Here is a 21,538-nt window from a genome sequence, read left to right as displayed (position 1 = left end):
CAAATTTGTCTGGAAACCATAGAGCTGTGGTCCCACCTGAATCCATTCCGAACTCAGAAGTGAAACACAGTATCGCCGATGGTAGTGTGGGGTCTCCCCATGTGAGAGTAGGTCATTTCCAGGCGCCAAATACACGAAAAAGCCCGCTACGATGTAGCGGGCTTTTTTGCGTTTGGAACTTCTTAGCGGGAATGTTTAGTGATTAAGGCATTGACGTCATGGACTAAGTCACTATTTTTTATTTGTGGTAATTTGCCTGGGCTATCTGATTTTGGTTTGATAATGGCGATCTTCTCTCCTTTAGGGGAAATTAATGCGAATGAGGCGCTGTGATCCACTTGATAGTCTGAATCGTCTCCTATCATGGCGTAAACAAAGCCTAAACTACGAGTCACTGGAAACAGCTGACTATGCTCTCCGGTTAGTGCAATAAACTCAGGATTAAAGAACTGGATATAGCTTTCCAGTATTTCCCTTGAATCTCTTTTAGGGTCGACAGAGATAAAAACCACTTGTAGTTCAGTATCTTGACTTAGTTTTGGGTAGGCGGAGCTGAGCTTTCCCATCGTTGTTGGACAAACATCGGGGCAGGAGGTGTATCCGATAAAAAATAGACTCCACTTCCCCTGAAGATCGGCATTGGTAAAGCTATTACCCTGTTGATCGGTCAAAGTAAAGGGGGCTAAGGGCTGCGGAACGGGATATTCAAAACTGGTTTGCAGAGCTAGCGCTTTGCTTTGATTGAGCTGAAAACTTGCATACACGCCCGCAGCCATGAGTAAACCGGCTGCAATGAGCCAAGAGAGTTTCATTATCAATTCTCCCCAGTTAAGCCCACAAGTAATGATCGACTAGCAGCGCAATAAACAGCAGCATAAGGTGATAGATGGAAAATTTAAATAATTTCATTGCCATACCTTGTTGTTCATGGAATTTTAGCTGCCAGGCCTTATAGATAAAGCCTGTGCTGAGCAGTGTAGAGCTAATGAGGTAGAGGGGGCCACACATACCAACTAAGACTGGTAGCAAGCAAGCGATAGCGAGTAGCACTGTGTAGAGAAAGATACAGGTCTTTGTGAATTCAACGCCATGGGTGACGGGTAACATAGGGATATCGACCTTGGCATATTCAGCTTTGCGATGAATAGCTAATGCCCAAAAATGTGGAGGCGTCCAAGCAAAGATGATGATCACTAGTAGCAATGCATTTCCATGGAACTCTCCGGTTACAGCCGTCCAGCCAAGTAAAGGGGGCATAGCCCCGGCCAAGCCTCCAACAACGATATTTTGCGGTGTCGCTCGTTTTAAGTAGGCGGTATAGATAACGGCATAACCAATTAAGCTAGCAAACGTAAGCCATGCGGTGAGCGGATTGACTAAGGTGTAGAGGATCGCAAAACCCAGCGTCCCGAGCAAAGAGGCAAATGTAGCAGCTTTAGCAATCGACACCCGTCCTTTAGGTAATGGACGGTTATAGGTTCGTGCCATTAAGCCATCGATACGGCGATCGATCAGATGATTAAAGGCGGCGGCAGATCCCGCCATCATGCCTATTCCTGCCATGCCTGCAATTAAGGGCTGCACTGGTACGATACCTGGAACGGCCAAGCACATACCCACCAATACAGTGAGTAGCATTAGTGCTACGACCTTAGGTTTGGTCATCTCATAATAGGCTCGCCATTGGACCTGTGCCGTTGAGGTTGTGGTTGAAAGTGCGATGGGTTTTGGCATAAGTGACACCTCGCTATGCTTTGCGCCATAGGGCGTAGTTGATAAACACTAAGGTCAGTAACAATAAGGCTGCACCAGCGTTATGGGATACGGCGATACTTAGGGGAAGGTGCAGCACAACATTTGAGATCCCAAGTATCACTTGAACGACAACTAGTGTGGCAAGCAGCCAAGCGGCATTGCGTATCGTGCTGGATTTTGCGGTTCGAATGAGTTTAAAAGCTAGATATAACAACATGATACTAGTGATGATAGCTCCCACGCGATGCGCCACATGGATGGTCATTCTCGCGGGGTAATCTAATACCCCAAACTCAAAGCTTGCGTGATCCCCTTGGAAGGGGGAGAAGGCTTTAGCAAAGTTTAAGTTATCTACCCAGTTTCCCTCACAAAAAGGCAAAGATGTGCAAGCCAGTGCCGCATAGTTTGATGAGGTCCAGCCACCCAATATAATTTGCAGTAGCAGCACACCAATACAAATGGCGGCAAAGCCAGCGAGTTTGCGCGCAGGTAGGTCGCCACCTGGAATACGCAATGGTTTATTGCGTAGATAGAGTAGTAAAAGTAGTGAGAACAGTGCGAAGCCACCGAGCAAATGGGCCATGACGATAATGGGCATCAGCTTCATAGTGACGGTCCACATGCCCAGTGCCGCTTGAAAGATGATAAGCGCTGCGATAAACAAGGGTAACTTCTTTGGGGCGTCACGAGTTTTAAGGCTGAGCACTAAAATTAGCAAAACCAGTAAGCCTAAGGTGCCTGCAATATAGCGGTGGATCATCTCAAGCCAGGCTTTCTCTGTCTCCACCATATGCTCAGGAAAGGCCTGCTTAACTTGATTCAATTCGTGCTCTGCAGTGGGCACTTTAAGTAAGCCATAACATCCAGGCCAGTCTGGACAACCAAGACCCGCATCAGATAGGCGAGTGTAAGCCCCCATCATAATTACACATAAGGTAAAAACTAAGGTTATCTTTAGTATCGACTTAATCAGTATATTCAAAAAGTCTCCTTAGCCAATCCGCGACAGCTTAAGAAGCTTTCGAAGGTCGGAGACTAAGGCTTTTCCCTGCATAATCTGCGCTTGATGACCTTCCGCAACTGGATAGCTCATTACTAAGCTGCCGAGTGGATCGATAATGACAAGTTGCTGCTGATCTAGCATTTGGCTGAGCTGCTGTGAGGGCGTAGCGGTAATAACGTTAAAGTCCGCTAGCGCCGATGTGTCGCTGTGTTCGTCAACCATCACTATTGTATGGACTCGATTTTGATTACGCCCCAGCGCAGTATGACTCTGCTGTAAAATATAGAGTCGGTCTTGGCAAACGGCATTGCAATGACGGGGTAGGAGATAAACCAGCTGCCATTCGTGGGGCTTGGGATTGTCCATTTTAAGGCTTTGGTAACTAACATCAGTAGCCAGCAGTTGCCCCTGATTAGTTGCGCCACCATTATACAGGTCGAAACTGAGGACAAGCTTGGCAGCGACCACAGGTAGGATAAAGGCCAGTAATAATAGGATAAGTGTTTTGTTGCCGTTCTTTTTGGGGGAGTTCATTCTATCTCCTCTTAATCTTGCTTCACCTTGATGATCAAATGTGTCGATTCTACTGAAAACAAAAGTAAAATCTGGGTGTTAGCAATGTATGAAAATTTATCTCATTCAATGATAGTTAAGTCCCCTTAACGGCTAGGGCGCTTAATTTCTAACCTACAGCGTCTGTTCTGCCTTCGCAATAGTCTTAATGATTTAGTTGTTATCTCTTTGTTTTATCTTCTTAAAAAAGAGATACCCCATGATTAAACTGAAGACGGCCGCCATCGAAAACCATTGCACGGCATAACCTTGATGTTTTTGTGACGACAAGGGAATGGGTTGCCAAGGATGCGGATAGTCGCTATTGCTAATGCTATTTGGCTGTAATACAAAGTTGGCTAATGGTCGGTCGATTAGCTCTGATAGTTGCGAAATATTTAGATTTTGGATTCGTTTAGGCCAACTGGCTTCAGCCATTAGTTCAGAGCTCATAGGGTTGATCTGCTTTTGGTATACCCGTCCTACTAATTCGGATGGGGTTATGATTGGCTCAACCTTTGGCAGCTCATTACGGTCTAAGCTCGCTGGGACAAAACCCAACTCGACTAACAACCAGAGATTAGACTCATTAACCTTCAGCGCCTGTAGAGCCAAGTAACCAACTCTGCCTTGATAGACTTGATTATCGAGCAGGAAAATATCTTGCGATATAGGGGTCACTGAGGCTTGCAGTTTAAAGCCGTTAATAGCTTGCAGCCTCGAAAGGTCAAGTAGTCGAGAGTAACTAAGAGCCGCAGCTGATTGTCTATGGCTGAGTGCTTGCTGCAAATCAGCCTTGTATTGTGCTCGCTCTAGCTGCCAAAAGCCTAACTTGACCAAAATAGAAAACACTATCACAGTAGAAAGCACAATAAATAACCAAGCAAGATTTAATCTAACGCGAGGATGCGCCATGTCTGCTTTGTTTATCTTTAAGTTGCTCTTAGTACTGCTAGTGCTATTCATACTGTTTAATTTGGGCCGGGCTCTATGGATTATGGTTAAAGGAGAAGCCAGCGTACCGATGAGCCAATATCTAGGACGCCGAGTCATCTTCTCCGTACTGGTTGTACTGTTACTACTGCTGGCACTGGGGACTGGAGCAATTACGCCTAACTCTAGACCCTACTAGTGAGTGTTTTAATTTAGCAACTGAAACAATGGTGTTAGAGTACATACACGAAAATAAATAGGCAGAGCCAGACCACATCAACAAAGTGCCAATACCAACTACCGGCCTGAAAAGCAAAATGCTTGTCTGGGGTAAAGTGCCCTTTTAGTACTCGTATAAACAGCACCATAAGAAATACGGTTCCTAAGGTGACGTGCATACCGTGAAAGCCGGTTAATAAGAAAAAGGTATTTCCGTAAATACCTGAATTTAAAGTTAGTCCCATCTCTTGGTAGGCATGGACATACTCTTCAACTTGCAGATACAAGAACGCCACCCCAAGTAAGATAGTTATCGCTAGCCAAACAGTTAATGCGGTGCGCTTATTTTTTTCTAATCCAACGTGAGCAAAATGTAATGTTATCGATGAGGTTAGAAGGATTAAGGTGTTGTAGAGCGGTAAACCTGTCCAGTCCATCGCTTGGGTGAGACTGCCATCAGGGGTTGTTAGTAAAGGCCAAGCCGCTTCAAACATTGGCCATAACACCTCATGGGTCATGGCATTATTTGATGCGCCGCCAAGCCAAGGTATTGCAATGATTCGGGCATAAAATAGTGCACCGAAAAAGGCGGCAAAAAACATGACTTCTGAGAAGATAAACCAACTCATTCCCTGTCTAAATGAGCGATCCATCTGTTTGGAGTAGAGTCCCGCCATTGATTCGGCGATAACTGTTCTAAACCAGCCAAAAATCATAAAAATAATGACCGCAATACCTGCCAGCAAAATATATCCGCCAAAACCACCTTGGCTGTTTAATTCAGAAACATAGCTGCCAGCGCCAAAGGCAATTAGAAATAGACCTACTGCACCAATAATCGGCCAGGCGCTCTGTGCGGGTACATAGTAATTTTCGTGTTTAGATTCTGTTGTCATTGTTCGGCTCCTTGCTCTACAGCATTGCTGGCAATATCTGTGACATAGCCTTTATCGGTGATGTTGTAGAGGGTATAAGAGAGGGTCAAGGTCGATATGGATTCCGGTAATTGTGGATCCACAAAAAAGATGAGGGGTAGTTCGGCTGCAGCATTAGCCTTTAACACCTGTTGATTGAAGCAGAAGCACTCAGTCTTATTAAAATAAGCTGCCCCCTGCCCAGGAGAGACCGACGGAATAGCTTGTCCTATAATGTGCTGTCCAGATATATTCGTGGCAACGAAGTGTGTACGAATAAGTTCACCAGGATGCACTTGCATAGTGTTGACCTGTGGCGTAAATGTCCAAGGCATATCGCTTTGTACTTGTGACATAAACTCAATAGTTACGGTTCTGCTTTCATCTACTACGACAGACTGGTAAACACTAGCGGTACTTTGGGTCTTACCGTTAATACCGAGCGCATCGCACAGCACGTCATATAAAGGAACAAGCGCAAAACCAAAGCCAAACATGCCCACAGCGCCAATAATTAGCACTATGATCAGTTGCCTATTGGATTTACGCTTAAACTTTGACATCTTTATTTCACCTCGGGCGGGGTGCTGAATGAGTGATAGGGGGCCGGACTTGGAATCGTCCACTCTAGTCCCTCAGAGCCTTCCCATGGTTTCGCAGGGGCTTTTTCTCCACCGCGAATGCACTTAATCACTACAGCCAAAAAGATCAGCTGAGAAAGTCCAAAAGCGAAACCACCAATCGATACTATCTGATTGACGTCGGCAAACTGGATGGCGTAATCGGGAATTCGCCTTGGCATACCTGCTAACCCTAAGAAATGCATAGGGAAAAATAGAATGTTGACTGAAATCACCGAGCACCAGAAATGCCAGCGTCCCAAGGTTTCGCTATACATGTTGCCAGTCCATTTTGGGAGCCAATAATAGACGCCAGCCATGATGGAGAAGACCGCTCCTGAAACCAAAACGTAATGGAAATGGGCCACTACGAAGTAGGTATCGTGATATTGGAAATCAACAGGCGCGATAGCCAGCATGAGACCAGAGAATCCGCCTATGGTAAACAGGATAATAAAGGCAATAGCGAACAGCATGGGGGTCTCGAAGGTAATAGAGCCTCTCCACATAGTAGCGACCCAGTTAAATACTTTTACCCCGGTCGGAACCGCAATCAACATGGTGCAGTACATGAAAAACAGCTCGGCAAATACAGGCATACCGGTGGTAAACATGTGATGCGCCCAAACTAAGAATGACAAGATTGCGATACTGGCTGTGGCATACACCATAGAGGAGTAACCAAACAGCCGTTTGCGACTAAAGGCAGGTACAATCGCAGAGATGATACCGAAAGAGGGTAGGATCATGATGTAAACTTCGGGGTGGCCGAAGAACCAGAAAATATGCTGGAACATCACTGGGTCGCCACCACCAGCGGCATCAAAAAAGCTAGTACCAAAGTATTTATCGGTCAGCACCATAGTCACTGTGCCTGCGAGCACTGGCATAACTGCAATCAGTAGGAATGCGGTGATTAACCAGGTCCATACAAATAGTGGCAATTTCATCCAGGTCATGCCTGGTGCCCGCATGTTAACGATGGTCACGATCACATTGATGGCACCCATGATGGAGCTTATCCCCATAATGTGTACCGCAAACACAAATAGCGCAGTACTGTCGGGGCTATAAGTCGTCGATAGTGGTGCGTAGAAGGTCCAGCCAAAATTGGGGCCACCACCTTCCATAAACAGTGAGCTCAGTAAAATCGCAAAAGCAAATGGTAGGATCCAGAAGCTCCAGTTATTCATGCGAGGCAGCGCCATATCTGGCGCGCCTATCATCATGGGAATTAACCAGTTGGCCAAGCCGGTAAAGGCGGGCATCACCGCACCAAATACCATGACCAAACCGTGAACCGTGGTCATCTGATTAAAAAAGTTAGGCTCTACTAACTGTAATCCTGGCTGAAACAGTTCTGCACGGATCACCATGGCCATTGCGCCACCCGTGAGGAACATGATGAAGCTGAACCACAGATAGAGAGTACCGATATCTTTATGGTTAGTGGTTAAAAGCCAGCGCATAACGCCTTTTGGCGCCCCATGATGTTGGTCATCATGGTGATCGTCGTGAGCGGCTGGTGAGTCTTGTGTAATTGTGCTCATGTTAATCCCTTACTTTCCGTGACCATCCACTTCAGAAGCTTGAATCGTATCACCAGAGTTATTACCCCATGCATTACGTTCATACGTCACCACTGCAGCAATCTGTTGTGGTGTCAGCACTGCGCTAAATGACTGCATAGCCGTACCAGATTTGCCATTAATAACAATATCAAGATGGTCTGCTATAGGCCCCGTGATGATAGGGCTGCCCACTAATGATGGGAAAGCTGGAGGGAGGCCCATCCCCGTCGCTTGATGGCAAGCCGCACAGTTAGCCATATAGACTTTTTCACCCATGGTAATGAGTTCGTTCATGGCTAAATCACTTAAAGAGCCCGTTGTAAGCTCTTTAGCTACCTCGTCATCAGTTTGGGTTTCTGAGGCTATATCTTGTTTAACCTCTGGTAAGGTTGCAGGTAAAGTCGATGGGATGGCAGCGCTTGAACCTACTGATGTAGCTGGTGTAGTTGTATCTGAGCTTACGTCGGCGGCTTGAACCGTATCACCGGAATTATTGCCCCAAGCGTTACGTTCATAGGTCACTACCGCAGCAATTTCAGTTGCTGTTAACTGCTTTGAAAACGCCTGCATGGCAGTGCCAGATTTACCATTCAACACAATATCGATATGAAGCTGAGCTGGTCCCTTGATAATCGGGCTGCCAATGAGGGAAGGGAAGACCCCTGCTAGGCCTGCACCATTGGGCTGGTGACAGGCGGCGCAGCGGGCAAGGTAGACTTGCTCCCCCTTAGCCATCAACTCTTCCATGGTTAAGGTTTGTGATAGCGCAGCCTTCGCCGCCGCTTCAGCATTGCTTGCCTCTTGTTGCTGGGCGATGAGCCAAGCATCGAAGTCCTCTTCCGATAGTGCTTCTACAACAATCGGCATAAAGCCATGATCTTTACCACATAGCTCGGCGCATTGGCCTCGATAGGTGCCGGGTTTGTCGATACGAGTCCAAGCTTCATTGATAAAACCTGGGTTAGCATCTTTTTTGATGGCGAAAGCGGGGACCCACCAAGAGTGAATAACATCTTCGGACGTCATCAAGAAACGGACCTTACGGTTGATGGGTAACACTAACGGCTTATCTACCTCAAGCAGGTAATGCTCGCCCTTGGTGGCATCGCCATCTATCTGATCTTGTGGGGTGGATAGTAAACTGAAGAACTCGACATCTTGATCGAAATAGCTGTAATGCCATTTCCACTGGGAGCCAGTAACCTTGACGGTTAGGTCGGCGTTACTTGGGTCTTCCATCGCAATTAACGTTTTAGTTGCTGGAATGGCCATGACGATTAGGATGATAAAAGGGACTAGAGTCCAGAGGATCTCGACTTTAGTACTTTCATGAAAATTGGCAGCTACAGCGCCTTTAGATTTACGGTGATTGATCATGGCATAGAACATTACGCCAAAAACAACGATGCCAATCACGCAGCAGATATAAAGGATAACCATATGTAGGCTATAAACCCGACCACTGATCTCCGTTACACCCTCTGTCATATTGAGTGGCATTTCTGATGCAAAAAGTGCAGGGGTAAATAGCAACGCCAGCACACTATACAACAATTGCTTCACTAGACTTCTCCTCTGTCGACAAGACAAAGAAGAGTCACACAGTATGTCTCTGCTCTATGTAAACTCTTCAGTTCCCAAAAAAGCAACGATGACTTCAAAGTGCGCGAGTGGCTTGCCAATCGAGTCGTGATAAATGTTATCTCGATTATGGCTATTGTATTTCAGTGTTTCTCACTCTTGGTGTTACCACGTTGGCACTTACGGCTGAAATATATCAGGCCGATCTTAGTCTAAGCTTCCAGTTGGACTTTAATCCGTGGAGCCAGACCAACGACTAAATCGCTCGGATATAACAAAATATCGTTGTTATCAGTTCTTACACTACTTGGTGTTTAAATATTGATCAAGATCACTTTTTGATTCATTTTCTTATTATAGGCAATAAAAAAGCTCTCGATTGAGAGCCTTAGGTAAAATGTCTTTAATAGTAAAAAAATAATGTATTAGAAAGGTGGGCTGACAGCTTCGTTAGTGAACGGCACCGAACAGGGCGGCTTGACCAAAAGCACTATCCTGCATATTCATTGTGCAAACGGGTAAGTGACTACTCGCATTCTCATTAGCACTTTCAATAATAATGCCGGCTGCTCGTGCGCTTTTGGCAACGATTTGTAGACGTCGAGTGTCGCGTGCATCTAATGAATTAGTCCAAGTGATCACCGCGCTAGAGGTACCGCTGGTTAACGCTTTCTCCATCGCCCAAAGTGTTTCCACTTCATCTTTAGCATGAACCAATAAAATTCTGTCCATTCTCACTCCAGCTGCTGCTAGCATCTGTTTGTAACCAATATTAGGAGGGCTGATGAGCACAATCCAGCGGCCTTGTTGGCTTAGCTGTGAAAGTTGAGCACTGATCTGTGTTAGTTCATCACGGCCTTGAGTTTGCGTCACCATAGTGGTGATCTCATTGCCTGAACTTGCGCTCATGCTTGTTGACGGTATGTCTTGCCAAAGCCCCGGATGACGCGGGCTAACTCCTAATAGTTTGTTCATTGCCAGTCTCCATTACGGATCACACCAACGGCTAAACCTTCAATACTTAGGCTTTGGTTTGCTAGATCCACTTCAATCGGTGAATACTCTTCGTTTTCTGCATGAAGGAAAACTTTATTACCCTTCTTCTCAAAACGCTTAACTGTGACATCATCTTCGACACGAGCCACTACGATTTGGCCGTTGCGAGCCTGCTGGATCTTATGTACCGCCAACAGATCGCCTTCGAGAATACCGATATTCTTCATACTGTCACCACGGACTCTAAGCAGGAAGTCTGCTGAAGGTCTGAACATGGCTGGATCGACTTGATAGTGTTGTTCAACATGCTCTTGGGCTAAGATCGGCTCGCCTGCCGCGACTTGGCCGATGAGCGGTAAGCCTAAATCAGCGTCTTCGGTATCTTCTTGGGTCAACTTAATGCCACGAGACGTGCCTGGCATAATTTCAATGCAGCCCTTTTTAGCTAAAGCTTTTAAATGCTCTTCGGCAGCGTTGGCTGATTTAAAACCCAAACGTCTTGCGATCTCGGCGCGGGTTGGCGGCATACCTGTATCAGCAATATTACGTTTAATTAGTTCTAAAATTTCTGCTTGGCGCGGTGTAAGTGGTCTCATTGTTAACCCTGTCTTTCTATACAGTACCTGTCAGTATATACAGTAATTTTTTGAGTGCAAGTAATAACCAGTTATATTGTTTTTTGAGTTGTGGGTTCTAGTTTGAAACTGAAAAATCCAGCAGGAGAGAACTCATCATTTTCTCTCTTGATGTTTATGTAAGATCAATAAAAATTTAGATTTTTTAAACTAGGCTATTATTAACTCAAATCGTTTTACGAGAGCAGCGCTATGGGTCGATTAGCTAGCAATGATTCTGCTTTAAATCGTCTGAAGTCGGTTCTACTCTGGCTGGCTAATGCTTTGATGTTGTCGCTAGCTCTGATGGTTTCCACTATCGCCTCAGATAAGGCTGAATCAACAGAAAACATTACTCAGCTTTCTACACAAGAACTCGTTCAAGACTCAGCTCAAGATGTTGACCAAGAATCTAACCAAGTCTCCGCTCATGAGATGATCCAAAAAGCGATGGATAATTGGCGAGGGCTAACCTCTTCGAGTCTGTTGACCATGGTGATCCATCGTCCTAGCTGGGAACGCTCAATGACGGTGCAAGGCTGGACCGAGGGAGACAAGAAGTCATTAGTTAGGATTACTGAGCCAAAGGTCGATGCGGGTAATGCCTTTCTTATCGATGACAAGCAGATGTGGAGTTATTCACCGAAAATTAATCGGGTCATTAAAGTCCCATCCTCGATGATGAATCAAAGCTGGATGGGCAGTGACTTTTCCAATAAAGATGTCAGTCGTACTACCGAGCTGCTGGAGGACTATTCACATCGTTTAATTGCCACTGATGAGCTTGATGGGTATAGGGTATACACCATCGAGTCTATTCCCCATGAGTCAGCCCCTGTGGTGTGGGGTAAGCAGATCACCTTGCTTAGGGATGACTGGGTGATGTTGCGTCAGGAGTTCTGGGATCAAGATGACAAGCTAGTAAAAGCCATGGAGTGCGGTGATATCGAGTCTGTTGGTCATCGAAGCGTTGCCATGCGTTGCCGTATGTCTCAGGTTGAGAAGGCCGAAGAGTGGACCGAGATCCGCAATCAGAACGTACGCTTCGATATCACTCTGCCTGACTATATGTTTACCCTCTCTAACCTAAGAAATCCCCGCTGATGAGTGGCCAAATTTTATTGGCGTGGCGCAGCCTTTGGCAGCATAAGCGCCGTACTTGGCTAACCCTTGGCGCGATGATTTTCTGTAATAGCCTTCTGGTTTTTATGATCACTCTTCAAGCTGGTACCTACCCGATGATGATCGAAAATACTCTGCGGATCTTTTCCAGCCAATTGCAGATTAATCAGCAGGGCTATCTAGATGAACCTGAACTGCGCAAACGCATTCTCGATAGCAGCCATTTAATCGCAAGGATAGAGCAAGAGTTTCCTGAGCTCGATGTGATCCCCCGTAGTAGTGGCTTTTTGTTAGCCGCCAGTGCGCAGCGAAGCGTTGGTATGCTGGTCAATGGCGTCGCTCCTGATAAGGAACGTCTGGCTTCGATCATTCCGCAGCAGATCATTTACGGTCACTACTTAGAAGCTGGTGATAATAACCAAGTCGTTCTAGGGGAGCGTCTTGCTAAAAATTTACAGGTCACGGTCGGTGATGAGCTCACTGTAATGGGCTCAACCATGGAGGGGGGATTCGCCGCTGGTGTGTTATCGGTGGTTGGGATCTTCAGTACCGGAATTAATGAGCTGGATCGTACGGTATCGCAAATCTCCATGGCGACGTTTCAGCGACTCTTTGAGATGCCCAATCAAGTCTCTCTAGTCAGTATCAACGCGCCCTCTATGTCACAAGTGAGTTTTTACCAGCGACAACTGCAAGCCCTTATGCAAACAGAGCCTAAGTTAACTGTACATGATTGGCAGCAGCTTAACCCCGGGATTAAGCAGGGGATCGAAGCGGATCTATCCAGTGCCGTCATCATGTATGCGGTGTTGGTGTTATTGGTGATTTTAGGGGTGATGAATACCCAGCTGATGGCCGTGCTAGAGCGCACCAAAGAGTTTGGCATCATGCTGGCAATTGGTTCGAAACCGAGTCGGCTATTTACACAGGTGTTAATCGAAACCCTCATGATGGGCATCATAGGTATGTTGCTCGGTGCTCTGTTGGGGGGCGTTGTGGCGGGTTACTTTAGTCTAGTTGGTATTGCGCTACCGGGTATGGGGGATATTGGGGCGCAATTTGGGATCGGCGATCGAATATATCCATTGTTATCGCCACTTTCTGTACTGATTGGGCCTGTGGTGGTCTGCATAGGTTCGGTGCTGGTGTCTATCTACCCAGCATTTAAAACCTTAGGCCTTGAGCCAATTAGTGCGATGCAGAGTAAGTAATATGGGACACTTTTTTAACCCTGTTCTATTTGTTTTGGCATGGCGTAACCTTTGGCGCAACGGTAGGCGTACTTTAATTCTGCTGTTAGCGGTCAGCTTTGGGGTTTGGTCCATGATAGTGGTTTCGGCATTTCTACGTGGCATGGTCGATGGCATGAATCAGACTTCACTAAATAATCTGCCGGGAGAGATCCAGCTTCATCAGCGTGATTTTCTCAATGATCAGAATGTCATGAATCATATTCCAGAGCCTACAGACGCTTTGTTGCAGCAACTTAATCAATCATGGATCACCCAGTGGGCCTCTAGGGTACGCTCTCCGGTGATGCTCGCCAGTGAGCGTGTGACACTCGGTTCTCAGTTAATTGCTATAGCGCCGCAGCAAGAGCCTTTTACCGTCAGTGAGCTTGAGCTGGTGGCGGGGCGAATGCTCAAGGATGGTGAGGATAACGGTATCGTCATTGGCCAGAAAATGGCAACGCGTCTTAAGACTGAGCTCAATAAGCGAGTCGTGATTACCTTGCAGGATGTCGATAATGAGATTGCCGAGTCGGGAGCTCGTGTGGTTGGGATCTATCACAAACCGACGGAGCAGGAGGAGTTAGCGACCATCTATGCGGGTAAGGGCTTTATTCAAAAGCTGCTTAATATGCAGGGAAAGGTGACCGAGATTGCGCTGTTTACCGATGCTAACCAGCCATTAGAGCTGGTGGTTTCGAGTCTTGAAGGAGCTATCGATGATAGCTATGACGTTGCGACTTGGCGTGAACTCAATGGTTATCTTGCGGCCATATCTGACTTGATGAATAGCTACATTATTATTTTTATCGTTATCGTCTTTTGTGTGCTCGGTTTTGGCTTAGCCAACACCTTATTGATGTCGATATTTGAGCGTCAGCAGGAGATAGGTTTAATTTTGGCGCTGGGATTACAGTCTAAGGCGGTTATCTTAATGATTGTGATAGAGGCTGTTCTGCTACTGATTACCGGATTGATTTTCGGCGATGTTTTGGCACTGCTCACCGCTAACGCTTTGTCAGCTGGAGTCGATCTTTCCTCTATCGCCGATGGACTGGCAATGGCTGGCATGGATACCACGCTATATCCAGTGATCTACAGTCAAGATGTTATCGCGGCGAATATTATCGTTATGGTGCTGGGAATTATTACTAGTCTATGGCCAGCGATTAAGGCGGCACGTTCTAACCCCATTGAGTCGATTAATACCGCAGCATAGGTTAGTTAAACACAAGAGATAAGAAGGTAATCAATGAGCAACATAGTTTGTAAGGGACTGGTCAAAACATTCCAGCAGGGTGATCAGACAATCTATGGTTTAAATCATGTTTCATTAACGATTAAGCAAGGGGAGATGACGGTGTTATCAGGCCCATCGGGCTCTGGAAAAACCACCTTGCTTAATGCGATTGGCGGTCTAGATGAACCCGATAGCGGCACTGTTTATGTGGGGGATGTTGAAATTACCGGACTGACAAAGTCACAGCGCGCTGATGTTCGTTTGCAGCGAATAGGCTTTGTTTTTCAGGCCTATAACCTTATTCCGGTTTTAACCGTACGGGAAAACATCGAGTTTGTTATGCAGTTACAAGGCGTTGCTGCAACAGAGCGGCAAAAGCGCTGTCAGGAGATCTTGGCTGAGGTGGGATTAACCGGGCTTGAGTCGAGAAGACCTGCACAGCTTTCCGGCGGTCAACAGCAGCGGGTAGCCGTTGCTCGAGCTATTGTATCGAAACCTGTGTTGATCTTAGCCGATGAACCGACCGCAAACTTGGATAGCAAGACATCGGCACAGTTATTGGAGCTGTTTACCCAACTTAATCGTCAGCATGGCATCACATTTTTAATTGCCACCCATGATGCGCAGGTGTTTGACTACTGTCGCCGTCATATCTATATGGTTGATGGTAAAATCGTTACCGACACAAGGAGTTGAGACTGAACCATGGCCAAAGCGGGTTGCAGTAAGCGAGTCGATAAACTTTCGTTAAGACATAAGAGTCATTGCTTGGTCTATCTTTTTAGACTCTGCTGTTTTCCCTTTACTCTAGTGGCTGCCGAAATAGAGCATCACGGCCATTTAAAGTATGAATATGACGGCTATACATTTTCAGATTCTAGTGTTTATCAAACACGTTATGGCCAGCATCAACTCAATCAAACCGCGCAGCTTCGTTATCACTTAGGGGGGCGTTGGCAATCAGGCTGGTTAGCCGAGGTCGACTACCAACTGCTGGCAGGCTATGGTAAACATCGCTTTCAAGCGATGCCATTGGCTGAGGAGTATCTTGGCTTAGGCTCAGTGATAAATGATGAGCAGCGGCTATTTAATCTGACCCATCCCATTTCAGAGCATAGAGACTTTGTGATGCTTCAGCGTTTAGATAGAGCTATCATCAGCTACCAGACGGATAACAATGTCATCAAGCTTGGTCGGCAAGCCATTACTTGGGGCAATGGTTTGTTTTTTAATCCGATGGATTTCGTCAACCCTTTCGACCCCGCCTCGCTCGACAAGGAGTATAAAACTGGCGATGACATGGTGTATGGGCAGCATCTACTGCAAGATGGCAGTGACTTGCAGGCGGCCTATGTTATCCGCCGAAATGGTGATTCCGATGTCACTGCAGATGTCGCCACTCTAGCGCTTAAATACCATGGCTTCATCGATTTCGTACATGAGTACGACCTCTTGCTGGCCGAGCATTATGACGATACTGTCGCAGGTGTCTCTAGCATCATCAGTATCGGTGGGGCTATTTGGGCAACGGATCTGGTCGCGACTTGGGGAGAGCAAGATTACCTCTCTCTGGTTAGTAACTGGAGCTATTCTTGGATTGGTTTTGAGAAGAATATGACCGGAACCCTTGAGTACTTCTACAATGGCCTAGGTATTAGTGATGGTGATTATAGTCCCGAGTCCTTGTTACAGCATCCTGAGCTGGTGGCCAAGATAGAGCGCGGTGAGCTGTATAACTTAGCGCGGCACTATCTTACTGGTAGTCTTTATATCGAGATGACGCCACTTTGGTCGGTATCGCAGAACCTTTTTTATAATGCTTCGGATACTTCGGCACTGTATCAGCTACTTAGCCAGAATAGTTTGAGTGATGATCTTCGCTTAACTACGGCGCTTACCGTGCCAATTGGAGCCGATGGAACCGAATATGGTGGGTTAAAGGTTGGTGACGGTCAGTACATTAGTTTTGAATTATCACTATATGCACAACTTGCTTGGTACTTTTGAGCAGCAATAAATCCATATTTCTTGCTAGGATTACGCTTTCGACTGAGGAGTTCACTCACGGTGATGCTTAGCTAACTCTAAGTTAAGTTTGAGGTTATTGGCTTAGAAACCTTGATTTAATTAAGCGGCAATTAACGCGATTTAATCCTTGGTCCGTAACAGATTTTTTCAGTTAATCTAACTAAGTCTTTGTTCTATAAATATACTGCTGTGATTATCGAGTGAGTTAAGAGAGTAGCGCAAACTGTTTCAATATCTGGTATTCTAGCGCCTTATTAGAAGCGACTAACATTGCATATAAATCATGTCCAAACAAGACTCTCTTTGGTTTAAATCTTTACGCTGGCTCCAGCGTAAATTAGTTCACACTATCGTTGTGCCTCACGATCCCTTTGATGATCTCAATCTTGATCCAAGCAAGCCGTTAGCTTATGTGATGAAGACTGAGTCGGTCAGTGATATTGCTGCGCTTAGCGAAATGACAGCAAAGCTTGGCCTGCCTAGCCCATATGAGGAGCTAGAGGTTAATGGCATCAAGGCGCCGCGAGTCGTTTGCTTAGAGGGCGGTAAGCCACTTTTTGGCCAGCGAGAAGGCGGTGAGCAGTACGTAGATTGCTTCAAAAGACTACTTAGCGTACATAAGCAAAACCGCGAATTAGATATTCAGCTGGTGCCTGTCAGCTTGTACTGGGGTCGTACTCCGGGTAAAGAAGATGACACCATGCGCGCCGCGGTACTTGAGCGCCAAAACCCAACTTGGTTACGCAAGTGCCTGATGATTCTGTTCTTGGGGCGTCATAACTTCGTGCAGTTTTCAAACGCGGTTTCATTGCGCTACATGGCCGATGAACACGGCACTGACAAGCGCATTGCACAGAAACTTGCTCGCGTTGCAAGAGTGCATTTTGAGCGCCAACGTAAAGTGATGACAGGGCCACAACTGCCTAAGCGTCAGGCGCTATTCCACGCTTTACTTAAATCTGAATCGATTACCAAAGCAATTAAAGAGGAAGCGGCAAGCAAGAAGATCTCCGAAGAGGAAGCTCGCGCTAAGGCGATGGAGTATCTAGACGAGATCGCAGCAGACTACTCGGACAGCTTAGTGCGTATCGCCGAGCGTTTCTTAACTTGGCTTTGGAACAAGCTCTATAAAGGCATCAATATTAAAGGTGCCGAGCAGATCAGACAGCTACATCATGATGGTCATGAGATCGTTTATGTGCCGTGTCACCGTAGTCACATGGACTACCTGTTACTGTCATATATTCTCTATTATCAAGGCATGGTGCCCCCGCATATTGCAGCCGGGATTAACCTGAACTTCTGGCCTGCGGGTCCAGCGTTCCGTCGTGGTGGCGCTTTCTTTATCCGTCGTAGCTTCGGTGGCAATAAGCTATATACCGCCGTGTTCCGCGAGTATTTAGATCAGTTATTCACCAAAGGCTATTCGGTAGAGTACTTCACTGAAGGTGGTCGTTCGCGTACGGGGCGTTTGCTTGCGCCCAAAACGGGTATGTTGGCGATGACCCTGAACAGCGTGCTGCGTGGCGTTGAGCGCCCGGTGACGCTGGTTCCGGTTTATCTTGGCTATGACCATGTTATGGAAGTGGCGACTTACCATAAAGAGTTGAGTGGTAAGAAGAAAAAGAAAGAGTCTGTTTGGCAAGTCTTTGGTGCTATTCGCAAGTTAGGTAATTTTGGTCAAGGCTACGTTAACTTTGGTAAGCCTATCACCCTGCATAGCTTCCTTAACGAGCAGGCACCAGATTGGCGTGAAGAGTTAGCCAAAGAACCTGAGCAGAAGCCGACTTGGTTAACACCTGTGGTTAATACACTTGCTAATCGTGTGATGACCAACATCAACGATGCTGCGGCAGTGAGCTCGGTGACCTTAACCAGTATGGTGTTGCTGGCTTCAGAGCAAAATGCGCTGGAGCGTACCCAGTTAGAGAAGCAGTTAGATCTCTATCTCACTCTATTAAAAGAGCTGCCATATACCGAATATACCTCGGTACCAGAAGGCAGTGGCCATGATTTAGTTTCTCAAGGCTTAGAGCTTAAGAAGCTGCAGATTGAAAGTGATCCACTAGGCGATATTATCTCAATTGATCAAAGCATTGCGATCACTATGACTTACTATCGTAATAATATTATTCACTTGATGGTTGTACCATCGTTAATCGCGGCATGTTTATTACGCAAAGAAAACTGCAATCGTGACGATGTGATTAGTTTCGTTAACGATTTCTACCCGCTGCTTGAGGCTGAGCTGTTTATGGGGATCCAAGATCCGAGCCTATACAGTAATCAGATCCTCGATATTCTTGTGGCACAGGGGCTAGTGATTGAAAATGGTAGCTTTGAAGTGGTTGAAAGCAAAGTAAACCAACTGCTGCTCCTTTCGGGCACGATTGGTGAAACCATGCAGCGCTACGCCATCTTGTTTAATCTACTGGAAATGAAGCCTGAGATTGAACGTTCTGAACTCGAGAAAGACAGCCACCGTTTGGCGCAAAGATTGGGTGCACTTCACGGTATTACTGCACCAGAGTTCTATGACAAGAAGCTATACGCTACGCTGAGTGTTAAATTGAAAGAGCTAGGTTACCTAGCCGATAACCCAGGGTGTAGTGATATCAAACGTATAAAAGAGAGAGCGAATCTACTATTACGCTCGTCCGTGAGACAAACTATTGTAGATAGTGTGCATGCGGAGCAGAAGGCTTAATGGCAAATCATATGAATGCAGCCAAAAACAAGGCTGCAGGTAAGTCGCTGTTAGGTGGCGCCATGATTATCGCGGGTACGGCTGTCGGCGCAGGTATGTTTTCTTTACCTGTTGTAGGCGCTGGGATGTGGTTCGGTTACTCGCTAGTGATGATGGCTGGTGTGTGGTTTTGTATGTTGGTATCGGGTCTAATGCTGCTTGAAACTAACTTGCACTTCGAGCCTGGAGCGAGCTTCGATACACTGACTAAGGCTACTTTAGGCCAGTTCTGGCGTATCGTTAATGGCCTGTCTATTGCGTTTGTTCTGTATATTTTGACCTATGCCTATATCAGTGGCGGTGGCTCTATCGTTAATCATAGCCTTGAAGGGCTAGGGATTAATTTACCGCAGAGCGTTGCCGGATTGGTGTTCGCTGGTGTATTGGCGACGATAGTCATAATCAGTACCAAGGCAGTTGATAGAATTACCACTGTAATGCTGGGCGGTATGATCATTACCTTCTTCCTCGCAGTGGGTAACCTATTACTCGATGTTGAGTCGGTGAAGCTGTTTAGCCCAGATGGGGAAAACAAGTATCTGCCCTATATGCTGGCTGCACTGCCCTTTGGTCTAGTGAGCTTTGGCTATCATGGTAACGTGCCTAGCTTAGTTAAATATTACGGTAAAGATCACCGCACCATTATCAAAGCTATAGTGATTGGTACCGGGATAGCGCTGGTTATCTATATCTGCTGGCTTGTTGCGACCATGGGTAATATCTCAAGAACTGGTTTTATTGGCATCATAGAGCAGGGCGGTAACATGGGCGTACTAGTGAACGCTCTGTCTGGCGTGATAACCAGTGATTGGCTAACGACCATGCTAACTTTGTTTGCTAACTTAGCCGTAGCCTCGTCTTTCTTGGGGGTGACCTTAGGTCTGTTTGATTATCTGGCGGATCTATTTGGATTCGATGAGTCACGCACTGGCCGACTAAAGACTGCAGCGGTGACCTTCTTACCGCCTACCTTGCTCGGTCTGCTATTTCCAAATGGCTTCCTCATTGCTATCGGCTTTGCGGCATTGGCTGCCACTATTTGGGCGGCAATTGTACCAGCGATGATGGCTTATAAGGTCAGGGTTATGTATCCAGATAGCACTAGTTATAAAGTGCCTGGCGGTAACGTAGTGATCGCCATAGTGATCTTGTTTGGCGTTATTACTGCTGCATGCCACTTGTTGGCGATGGCGGATATGCTACCGCTATACGGTTAGCCGTTAACTGTGAGCCAATCAAAAAAGCCTCTTTTTAAAGAGGCTTTTTGCTTTCTAGCACAAATTTAGAAGCTGGTTTGTTTACTTTCTAGCTTAAGCTTATTCAGATACTGGGTTGGTGTTTGCCTACGAAAACGGCTGAATGAGCGACTAAAACTGTGGGAGTTGGCATAACCTAAGCGCGTCGCAATTTCAGCTATACTCATTCCCTCCAGCATATATTTAATCGCTTGATTACACAGAATATACCCAGACAAATAGGTAAAGGTGAACCCCAGTTTCTGTAATCGTCTTTGCAACTGTTGCCGTGAAACTCCAAACAGGGCTGCCACCGCATCGACGCTAGGTAAGCCGTAATAGCGAGAATAATTCACCATCTCATACAGAACCTTAGGTTGATCTGTTGGTTGCGGCATATTTAGGTACTTCTCTAGCTGAGACAATGGTATTGATGTGGTGAGAGGCTCTGGGATATAGGTGTAATCGTCAGTGAACATCAACAGGCTATCTATGCCTAGCCATAATTCAGTTTGCGGTGCATTCCAAGATACAGGGCAGCCAAATAGTGCTTCCGTTTCTTTTTGCTGAATCGGGGGGCCACTCAGTTGTACTTTGCGCGGACAGTAGTCGTTGCCTGCATAATTTTTAATGGCGTTAAATAGGGTAAAGGCCACTCTTAATGAGTCGTGAGAGCGTGCCTTTCCCTTAACGAAAGCGTTGTTGTAGCACCACTTTAAGATCTTCCCTGATTGTTGAGCGTAGTAACTCGCGCCAGACTGAAAGCTGCAGATCCCATGGTTGATGCGCCTAAAAGACATTGCTAGGTCGGGAGCGCTTAAGAACCAATTACTAGGAACCTCTAGTTTTGCTAGGGTCAGGTAGCTCTGGATCTTCACCATAAAGTCCGTATCACCAGTTAGCTCTTCAATCTGTTCGAACCACTTCGACACTTCTGTAAAAGGGATCAGTGTCATCCTATCTTGAAGCAGCAACTTCGGGATGCTTAAGTCATTAGCCGTCACGCCATAATGAGCTTCAACCCCCTCCAATACAGGAGCGACATAGCAAGAGCGAATAAAAGCTGTGTTGAGCAACATGGTGAATATCCTAAGCTTGTGGCGACCTAATTGAATCATAAATTGGTGGTAATTGATACATAAGTGTGGCTCGTCTTGTGGTGATGAAAAGAAAAGGCAAA

General features: G+C 46.3%; 20 protein-coding genes and 1 rRNA gene. 9 read left to right on the top strand and 12 right to left on the bottom strand.

Annotated elements, in window-relative coordinates; genetic code table 11:
- The first annotated feature begins 8 nt into the window (after window positions 1-8).
- Window positions 9-124: ribosomal RNA gene (gene rrf / locus JMA39_RS16215) — 5S ribosomal RNA — on the top strand.
- A gap of 58 nt (window positions 125-182) precedes the next feature.
- Here rrf and JMA39_RS16210 read toward each other — a convergent pair.
- The 5 genes from JMA39_RS16210 to JMA39_RS16190 form a co-directional block, all read right to left on the bottom strand.
- Window positions 183-812, bottom strand: coding sequence for an SCO family protein (locus JMA39_RS16210; RefSeq protein ID WP_202722897.1), 630 nt, complete (start codon window positions 810-812; stop codon window positions 183-185).
- Window positions 813-828: 16 nt separating this feature from the next.
- A complete protein-coding gene (cyoE, locus tag JMA39_RS16205; protein WP_202722896.1) occupies window positions 829-1,734 on the bottom strand; it encodes a heme o synthase in 906 nt (301 codons plus the stop codon).
- 13 nt (window positions 1,735-1,747) lie between these two features.
- Window positions 1,748-2,731 (bottom strand): COX15/CtaA family protein, encoded by a 984-nt coding sequence (locus JMA39_RS16200; RefSeq protein ID WP_202722906.1) that lies wholly within the window; start codon window positions 2,729-2,731, stop codon window positions 1,748-1,750.
- Window positions 2,732-2,746: 15 nt separating this feature from the next.
- Window positions 2,747-3,292, bottom strand: coding sequence for a hypothetical protein (locus tag JMA39_RS16195; protein WP_202722895.1), 546 nt, complete (start codon window positions 3,290-3,292; stop codon window positions 2,747-2,749).
- Between the two features lie 192 nt (window positions 3,293-3,484).
- Entirely contained in the window at window positions 3,485-4,225 is a 741-nt protein-coding gene (locus tag JMA39_RS16190) for an SURF1 family protein (RefSeq protein WP_202722894.1), read from the bottom strand.
- On the opposite strand from JMA39_RS16190, the gene JMA39_RS16185 reads away from it, so the two are divergent.
- Window positions 4,224-4,442, top strand: coding sequence for a DUF2909 family protein (locus tag JMA39_RS16185; protein WP_202722893.1), 219 nt, complete (start codon window positions 4,224-4,226; stop codon window positions 4,440-4,442). The two genes, JMA39_RS16190 and JMA39_RS16185, sit on opposite strands and share 2 nt — an antisense overlap.
- A 34-nt stretch (window positions 4,443-4,476) precedes the next feature.
- On the opposite strand, the gene JMA39_RS16180 is transcribed toward JMA39_RS16185, so the two are convergent.
- From JMA39_RS16180 to lexA, 6 genes are all read right to left on the bottom strand, one after another.
- Complete coding sequence (locus JMA39_RS16180) at window positions 4,477-5,358, bottom strand: cytochrome c oxidase subunit 3 (RefSeq protein ID WP_202722892.1); 882 nt, start codon at window positions 5,356-5,358, stop codon at window positions 4,477-4,479.
- Window positions 5,355-5,939: a cytochrome c oxidase assembly protein gene (locus tag JMA39_RS16175; RefSeq protein ID WP_202722891.1), complete on the bottom strand. Its 585-nt coding sequence runs from the start codon at window positions 5,937-5,939 to the stop codon at window positions 5,355-5,357. Before JMA39_RS16175 ends, JMA39_RS16180 begins: the two co-directional genes overlap by 4 nt.
- Window positions 5,940-5,941: 2 nt before the next feature.
- Window positions 5,942-7,546, bottom strand: a complete 1,605-nt coding sequence (gene ctaD / locus JMA39_RS16170; protein WP_202722890.1) for a cytochrome c oxidase subunit I — start codon at window positions 7,544-7,546, stop codon at window positions 5,942-5,944.
- Window positions 7,547-7,555: 9 nt separating this feature from the next.
- On the bottom strand, window positions 7,556-9,130 hold the full coding sequence (coxB, locus tag JMA39_RS16165) for a cytochrome c oxidase subunit II (RefSeq protein WP_202722889.1): 1,575 nt from the start codon (window positions 9,128-9,130) through the stop codon (window positions 7,556-7,558).
- A gap of 468 nt (window positions 9,131-9,598) precedes the next feature.
- The gene (locus JMA39_RS16160; RefSeq protein WP_202722888.1) at window positions 9,599-10,123 is read right to left on the bottom strand and encodes a cell division inhibitor SulA; all 525 of its coding nucleotides are present in this window, start codon (window positions 10,121-10,123) and stop codon (window positions 9,599-9,601) included.
- The gene (gene lexA, locus JMA39_RS16155; protein WP_202722887.1) at window positions 10,120-10,740 is read right to left on the bottom strand and encodes a transcriptional repressor LexA; all 621 of its coding nucleotides are present in this window, start codon (window positions 10,738-10,740) and stop codon (window positions 10,120-10,122) included. The genes JMA39_RS16160 and lexA overlap by 4 nt, the downstream gene beginning before the upstream one ends.
- Window positions 10,741-10,971: 231 nt before the next feature.
- On the opposite strand from lexA, the gene JMA39_RS16150 reads away from it, so the two are divergent.
- The 7 genes from JMA39_RS16150 (at window position 10,972) to mtr (ending at window position 20,340) form a co-directional block, all read left to right on the top strand.
- Entirely contained in the window at window positions 10,972-11,862 is an 891-nt protein-coding gene (locus tag JMA39_RS16150; protein WP_202722886.1) for an outer membrane lipoprotein-sorting protein, read from the top strand.
- A complete protein-coding gene (locus JMA39_RS16145; RefSeq protein WP_202722885.1) occupies window positions 11,862-13,091 on the top strand; it encodes an ABC transporter permease in 1,230 nt (409 codons plus the stop codon). The genes JMA39_RS16150 and JMA39_RS16145 overlap by 1 nt, the downstream gene beginning before the upstream one ends.
- A 1-nt stretch (window position 13,092) precedes the next feature.
- On the top strand, window positions 13,093-14,328 hold the full coding sequence (locus JMA39_RS16140) for an ABC transporter permease (RefSeq protein WP_202722884.1): 1,236 nt from the start codon (window positions 13,093-13,095) through the stop codon (window positions 14,326-14,328).
- A 33-nt stretch (window positions 14,329-14,361) separates the two neighbouring features.
- The gene (locus tag JMA39_RS16135; RefSeq protein WP_202722883.1) at window positions 14,362-15,045 is read left to right on the top strand and encodes an ABC transporter ATP-binding protein; all 684 of its coding nucleotides are present in this window, start codon (window positions 14,362-14,364) and stop codon (window positions 15,043-15,045) included.
- Between the two features lie 9 nt (window positions 15,046-15,054).
- Window positions 15,055-16,356, top strand: a complete 1,302-nt coding sequence (locus tag JMA39_RS16130; RefSeq protein ID WP_202722882.1) for a hypothetical protein — start codon at window positions 15,055-15,057, stop codon at window positions 16,354-16,356.
- A 304-nt stretch (window positions 16,357-16,660) separates the two neighbouring features.
- Entirely contained in the window at window positions 16,661-19,084 is a 2,424-nt protein-coding gene (gene plsB / locus JMA39_RS16125) for a glycerol-3-phosphate 1-O-acyltransferase PlsB (protein WP_202722881.1), read from the top strand.
- On the top strand, window positions 19,084-20,340 hold the full coding sequence (gene mtr, locus JMA39_RS16120; RefSeq protein ID WP_202722880.1) for a tryptophan permease: 1,257 nt from the start codon (window positions 19,084-19,086) through the stop codon (window positions 20,338-20,340). Before plsB ends, mtr begins: the two co-directional genes overlap by 1 nt.
- A 65-nt stretch (window positions 20,341-20,405) precedes the next feature.
- Here mtr and JMA39_RS16115 read toward each other — a convergent pair whose 3' ends face one another.
- Window positions 20,406-21,437, bottom strand: coding sequence for an AraC family transcriptional regulator (locus tag JMA39_RS16115; RefSeq protein WP_202722879.1), 1,032 nt, complete (start codon window positions 21,435-21,437; stop codon window positions 20,406-20,408).
- Window positions 21,438-21,538: the final 101 nt, after the last annotated feature.

The sequence above is a fragment of the Shewanella schlegeliana genome (assembly GCF_016765635.1).
Lineage (GTDB): Bacteria > Pseudomonadota > Gammaproteobacteria > Enterobacterales > Shewanellaceae > Shewanella > Shewanella schlegeliana.
This window is presented reverse-complemented; position numbering and strand designations above follow the sequence as displayed.

What these genes read in the sequence shown, in the direction of transcription:
- JMA39_RS16210 (WP_202722897.1), bottom strand. Translation starts at nt 812, where the DNA reads ATGAAACTCTCTTGGCTCATTGCAGCCGGTTTACTCATGGCTGCGGGC.
- cyoE (WP_202722896.1), bottom strand. Translation starts at nt 1,734, where the DNA reads ATGCCAAAACCCATCGCACTTTCAACCACAACCTCAACGGCACAGGTC.
- JMA39_RS16195 (WP_202722895.1), bottom strand. Translation starts at nt 3,292, where the DNA reads ATGAACTCCCCCAAAAAGAACGGCAACAAAACACTTATCCTATTATTA.
- JMA39_RS16185 (WP_202722893.1), top strand. Translation starts at nt 4,224, where the DNA reads ATGTCTGCTTTGTTTATCTTTAAGTTGCTCTTAGTACTGCTAGTGCTA.
- JMA39_RS16190 (WP_202722894.1), bottom strand. Translation starts at nt 4,225, where the DNA reads ATGGCGCATCCTCGCGTTAGATTAAATCTTGCTTGGTTATTTATTGTG.
- JMA39_RS16180 (WP_202722892.1), bottom strand. Translation starts at nt 5,358, where the DNA reads ATGACAACAGAATCTAAACACGAAAATTACTATGTACCCGCACAGAGC.
- JMA39_RS16175 (WP_202722891.1), bottom strand. Translation starts at nt 5,939, where the DNA reads ATGTCAAAGTTTAAGCGTAAATCCAATAGGCAACTGATCATAGTGCTA.
- ctaD (WP_202722890.1), bottom strand. Translation starts at nt 7,546, where the DNA reads ATGAGCACAATTACACAAGACTCACCAGCCGCTCACGACGATCACCAT.
- JMA39_RS16160 (WP_202722888.1), bottom strand. Translation starts at nt 10,123, where the DNA reads ATGAACAAACTATTAGGAGTTAGCCCGCGTCATCCGGGGCTTTGGCAA.
- lexA (WP_202722887.1), bottom strand. Translation starts at nt 10,740, where the DNA reads ATGAGACCACTTACACCGCGCCAAGCAGAAATTTTAGAACTAATTAAA.
- JMA39_RS16150 (WP_202722886.1), top strand. Translation starts at nt 10,972, where the DNA reads ATGGGTCGATTAGCTAGCAATGATTCTGCTTTAAATCGTCTGAAGTCG.
- JMA39_RS16145 (WP_202722885.1), top strand. Translation starts at nt 11,862, where the DNA reads ATGAGTGGCCAAATTTTATTGGCGTGGCGCAGCCTTTGGCAGCATAAG.
- JMA39_RS16140 (WP_202722884.1), top strand. Translation starts at nt 13,093, where the DNA reads ATGGGACACTTTTTTAACCCTGTTCTATTTGTTTTGGCATGGCGTAAC.
- JMA39_RS16135 (WP_202722883.1), top strand. Translation starts at nt 14,362, where the DNA reads ATGAGCAACATAGTTTGTAAGGGACTGGTCAAAACATTCCAGCAGGGT.
- JMA39_RS16130 (WP_202722882.1), top strand. Translation starts at nt 15,055, where the DNA reads ATGGCCAAAGCGGGTTGCAGTAAGCGAGTCGATAAACTTTCGTTAAGA.
- plsB (WP_202722881.1), top strand. Translation starts at nt 16,661, where the DNA reads ATGTCCAAACAAGACTCTCTTTGGTTTAAATCTTTACGCTGGCTCCAG.
- mtr (WP_202722880.1), top strand. Translation starts at nt 19,084, where the DNA reads ATGGCAAATCATATGAATGCAGCCAAAAACAAGGCTGCAGGTAAGTCG.
- JMA39_RS16115 (WP_202722879.1), bottom strand. Translation starts at nt 21,437, where the DNA reads ATGTTGCTCAACACAGCTTTTATTCGCTCTTGCTATGTCGCTCCTGTA.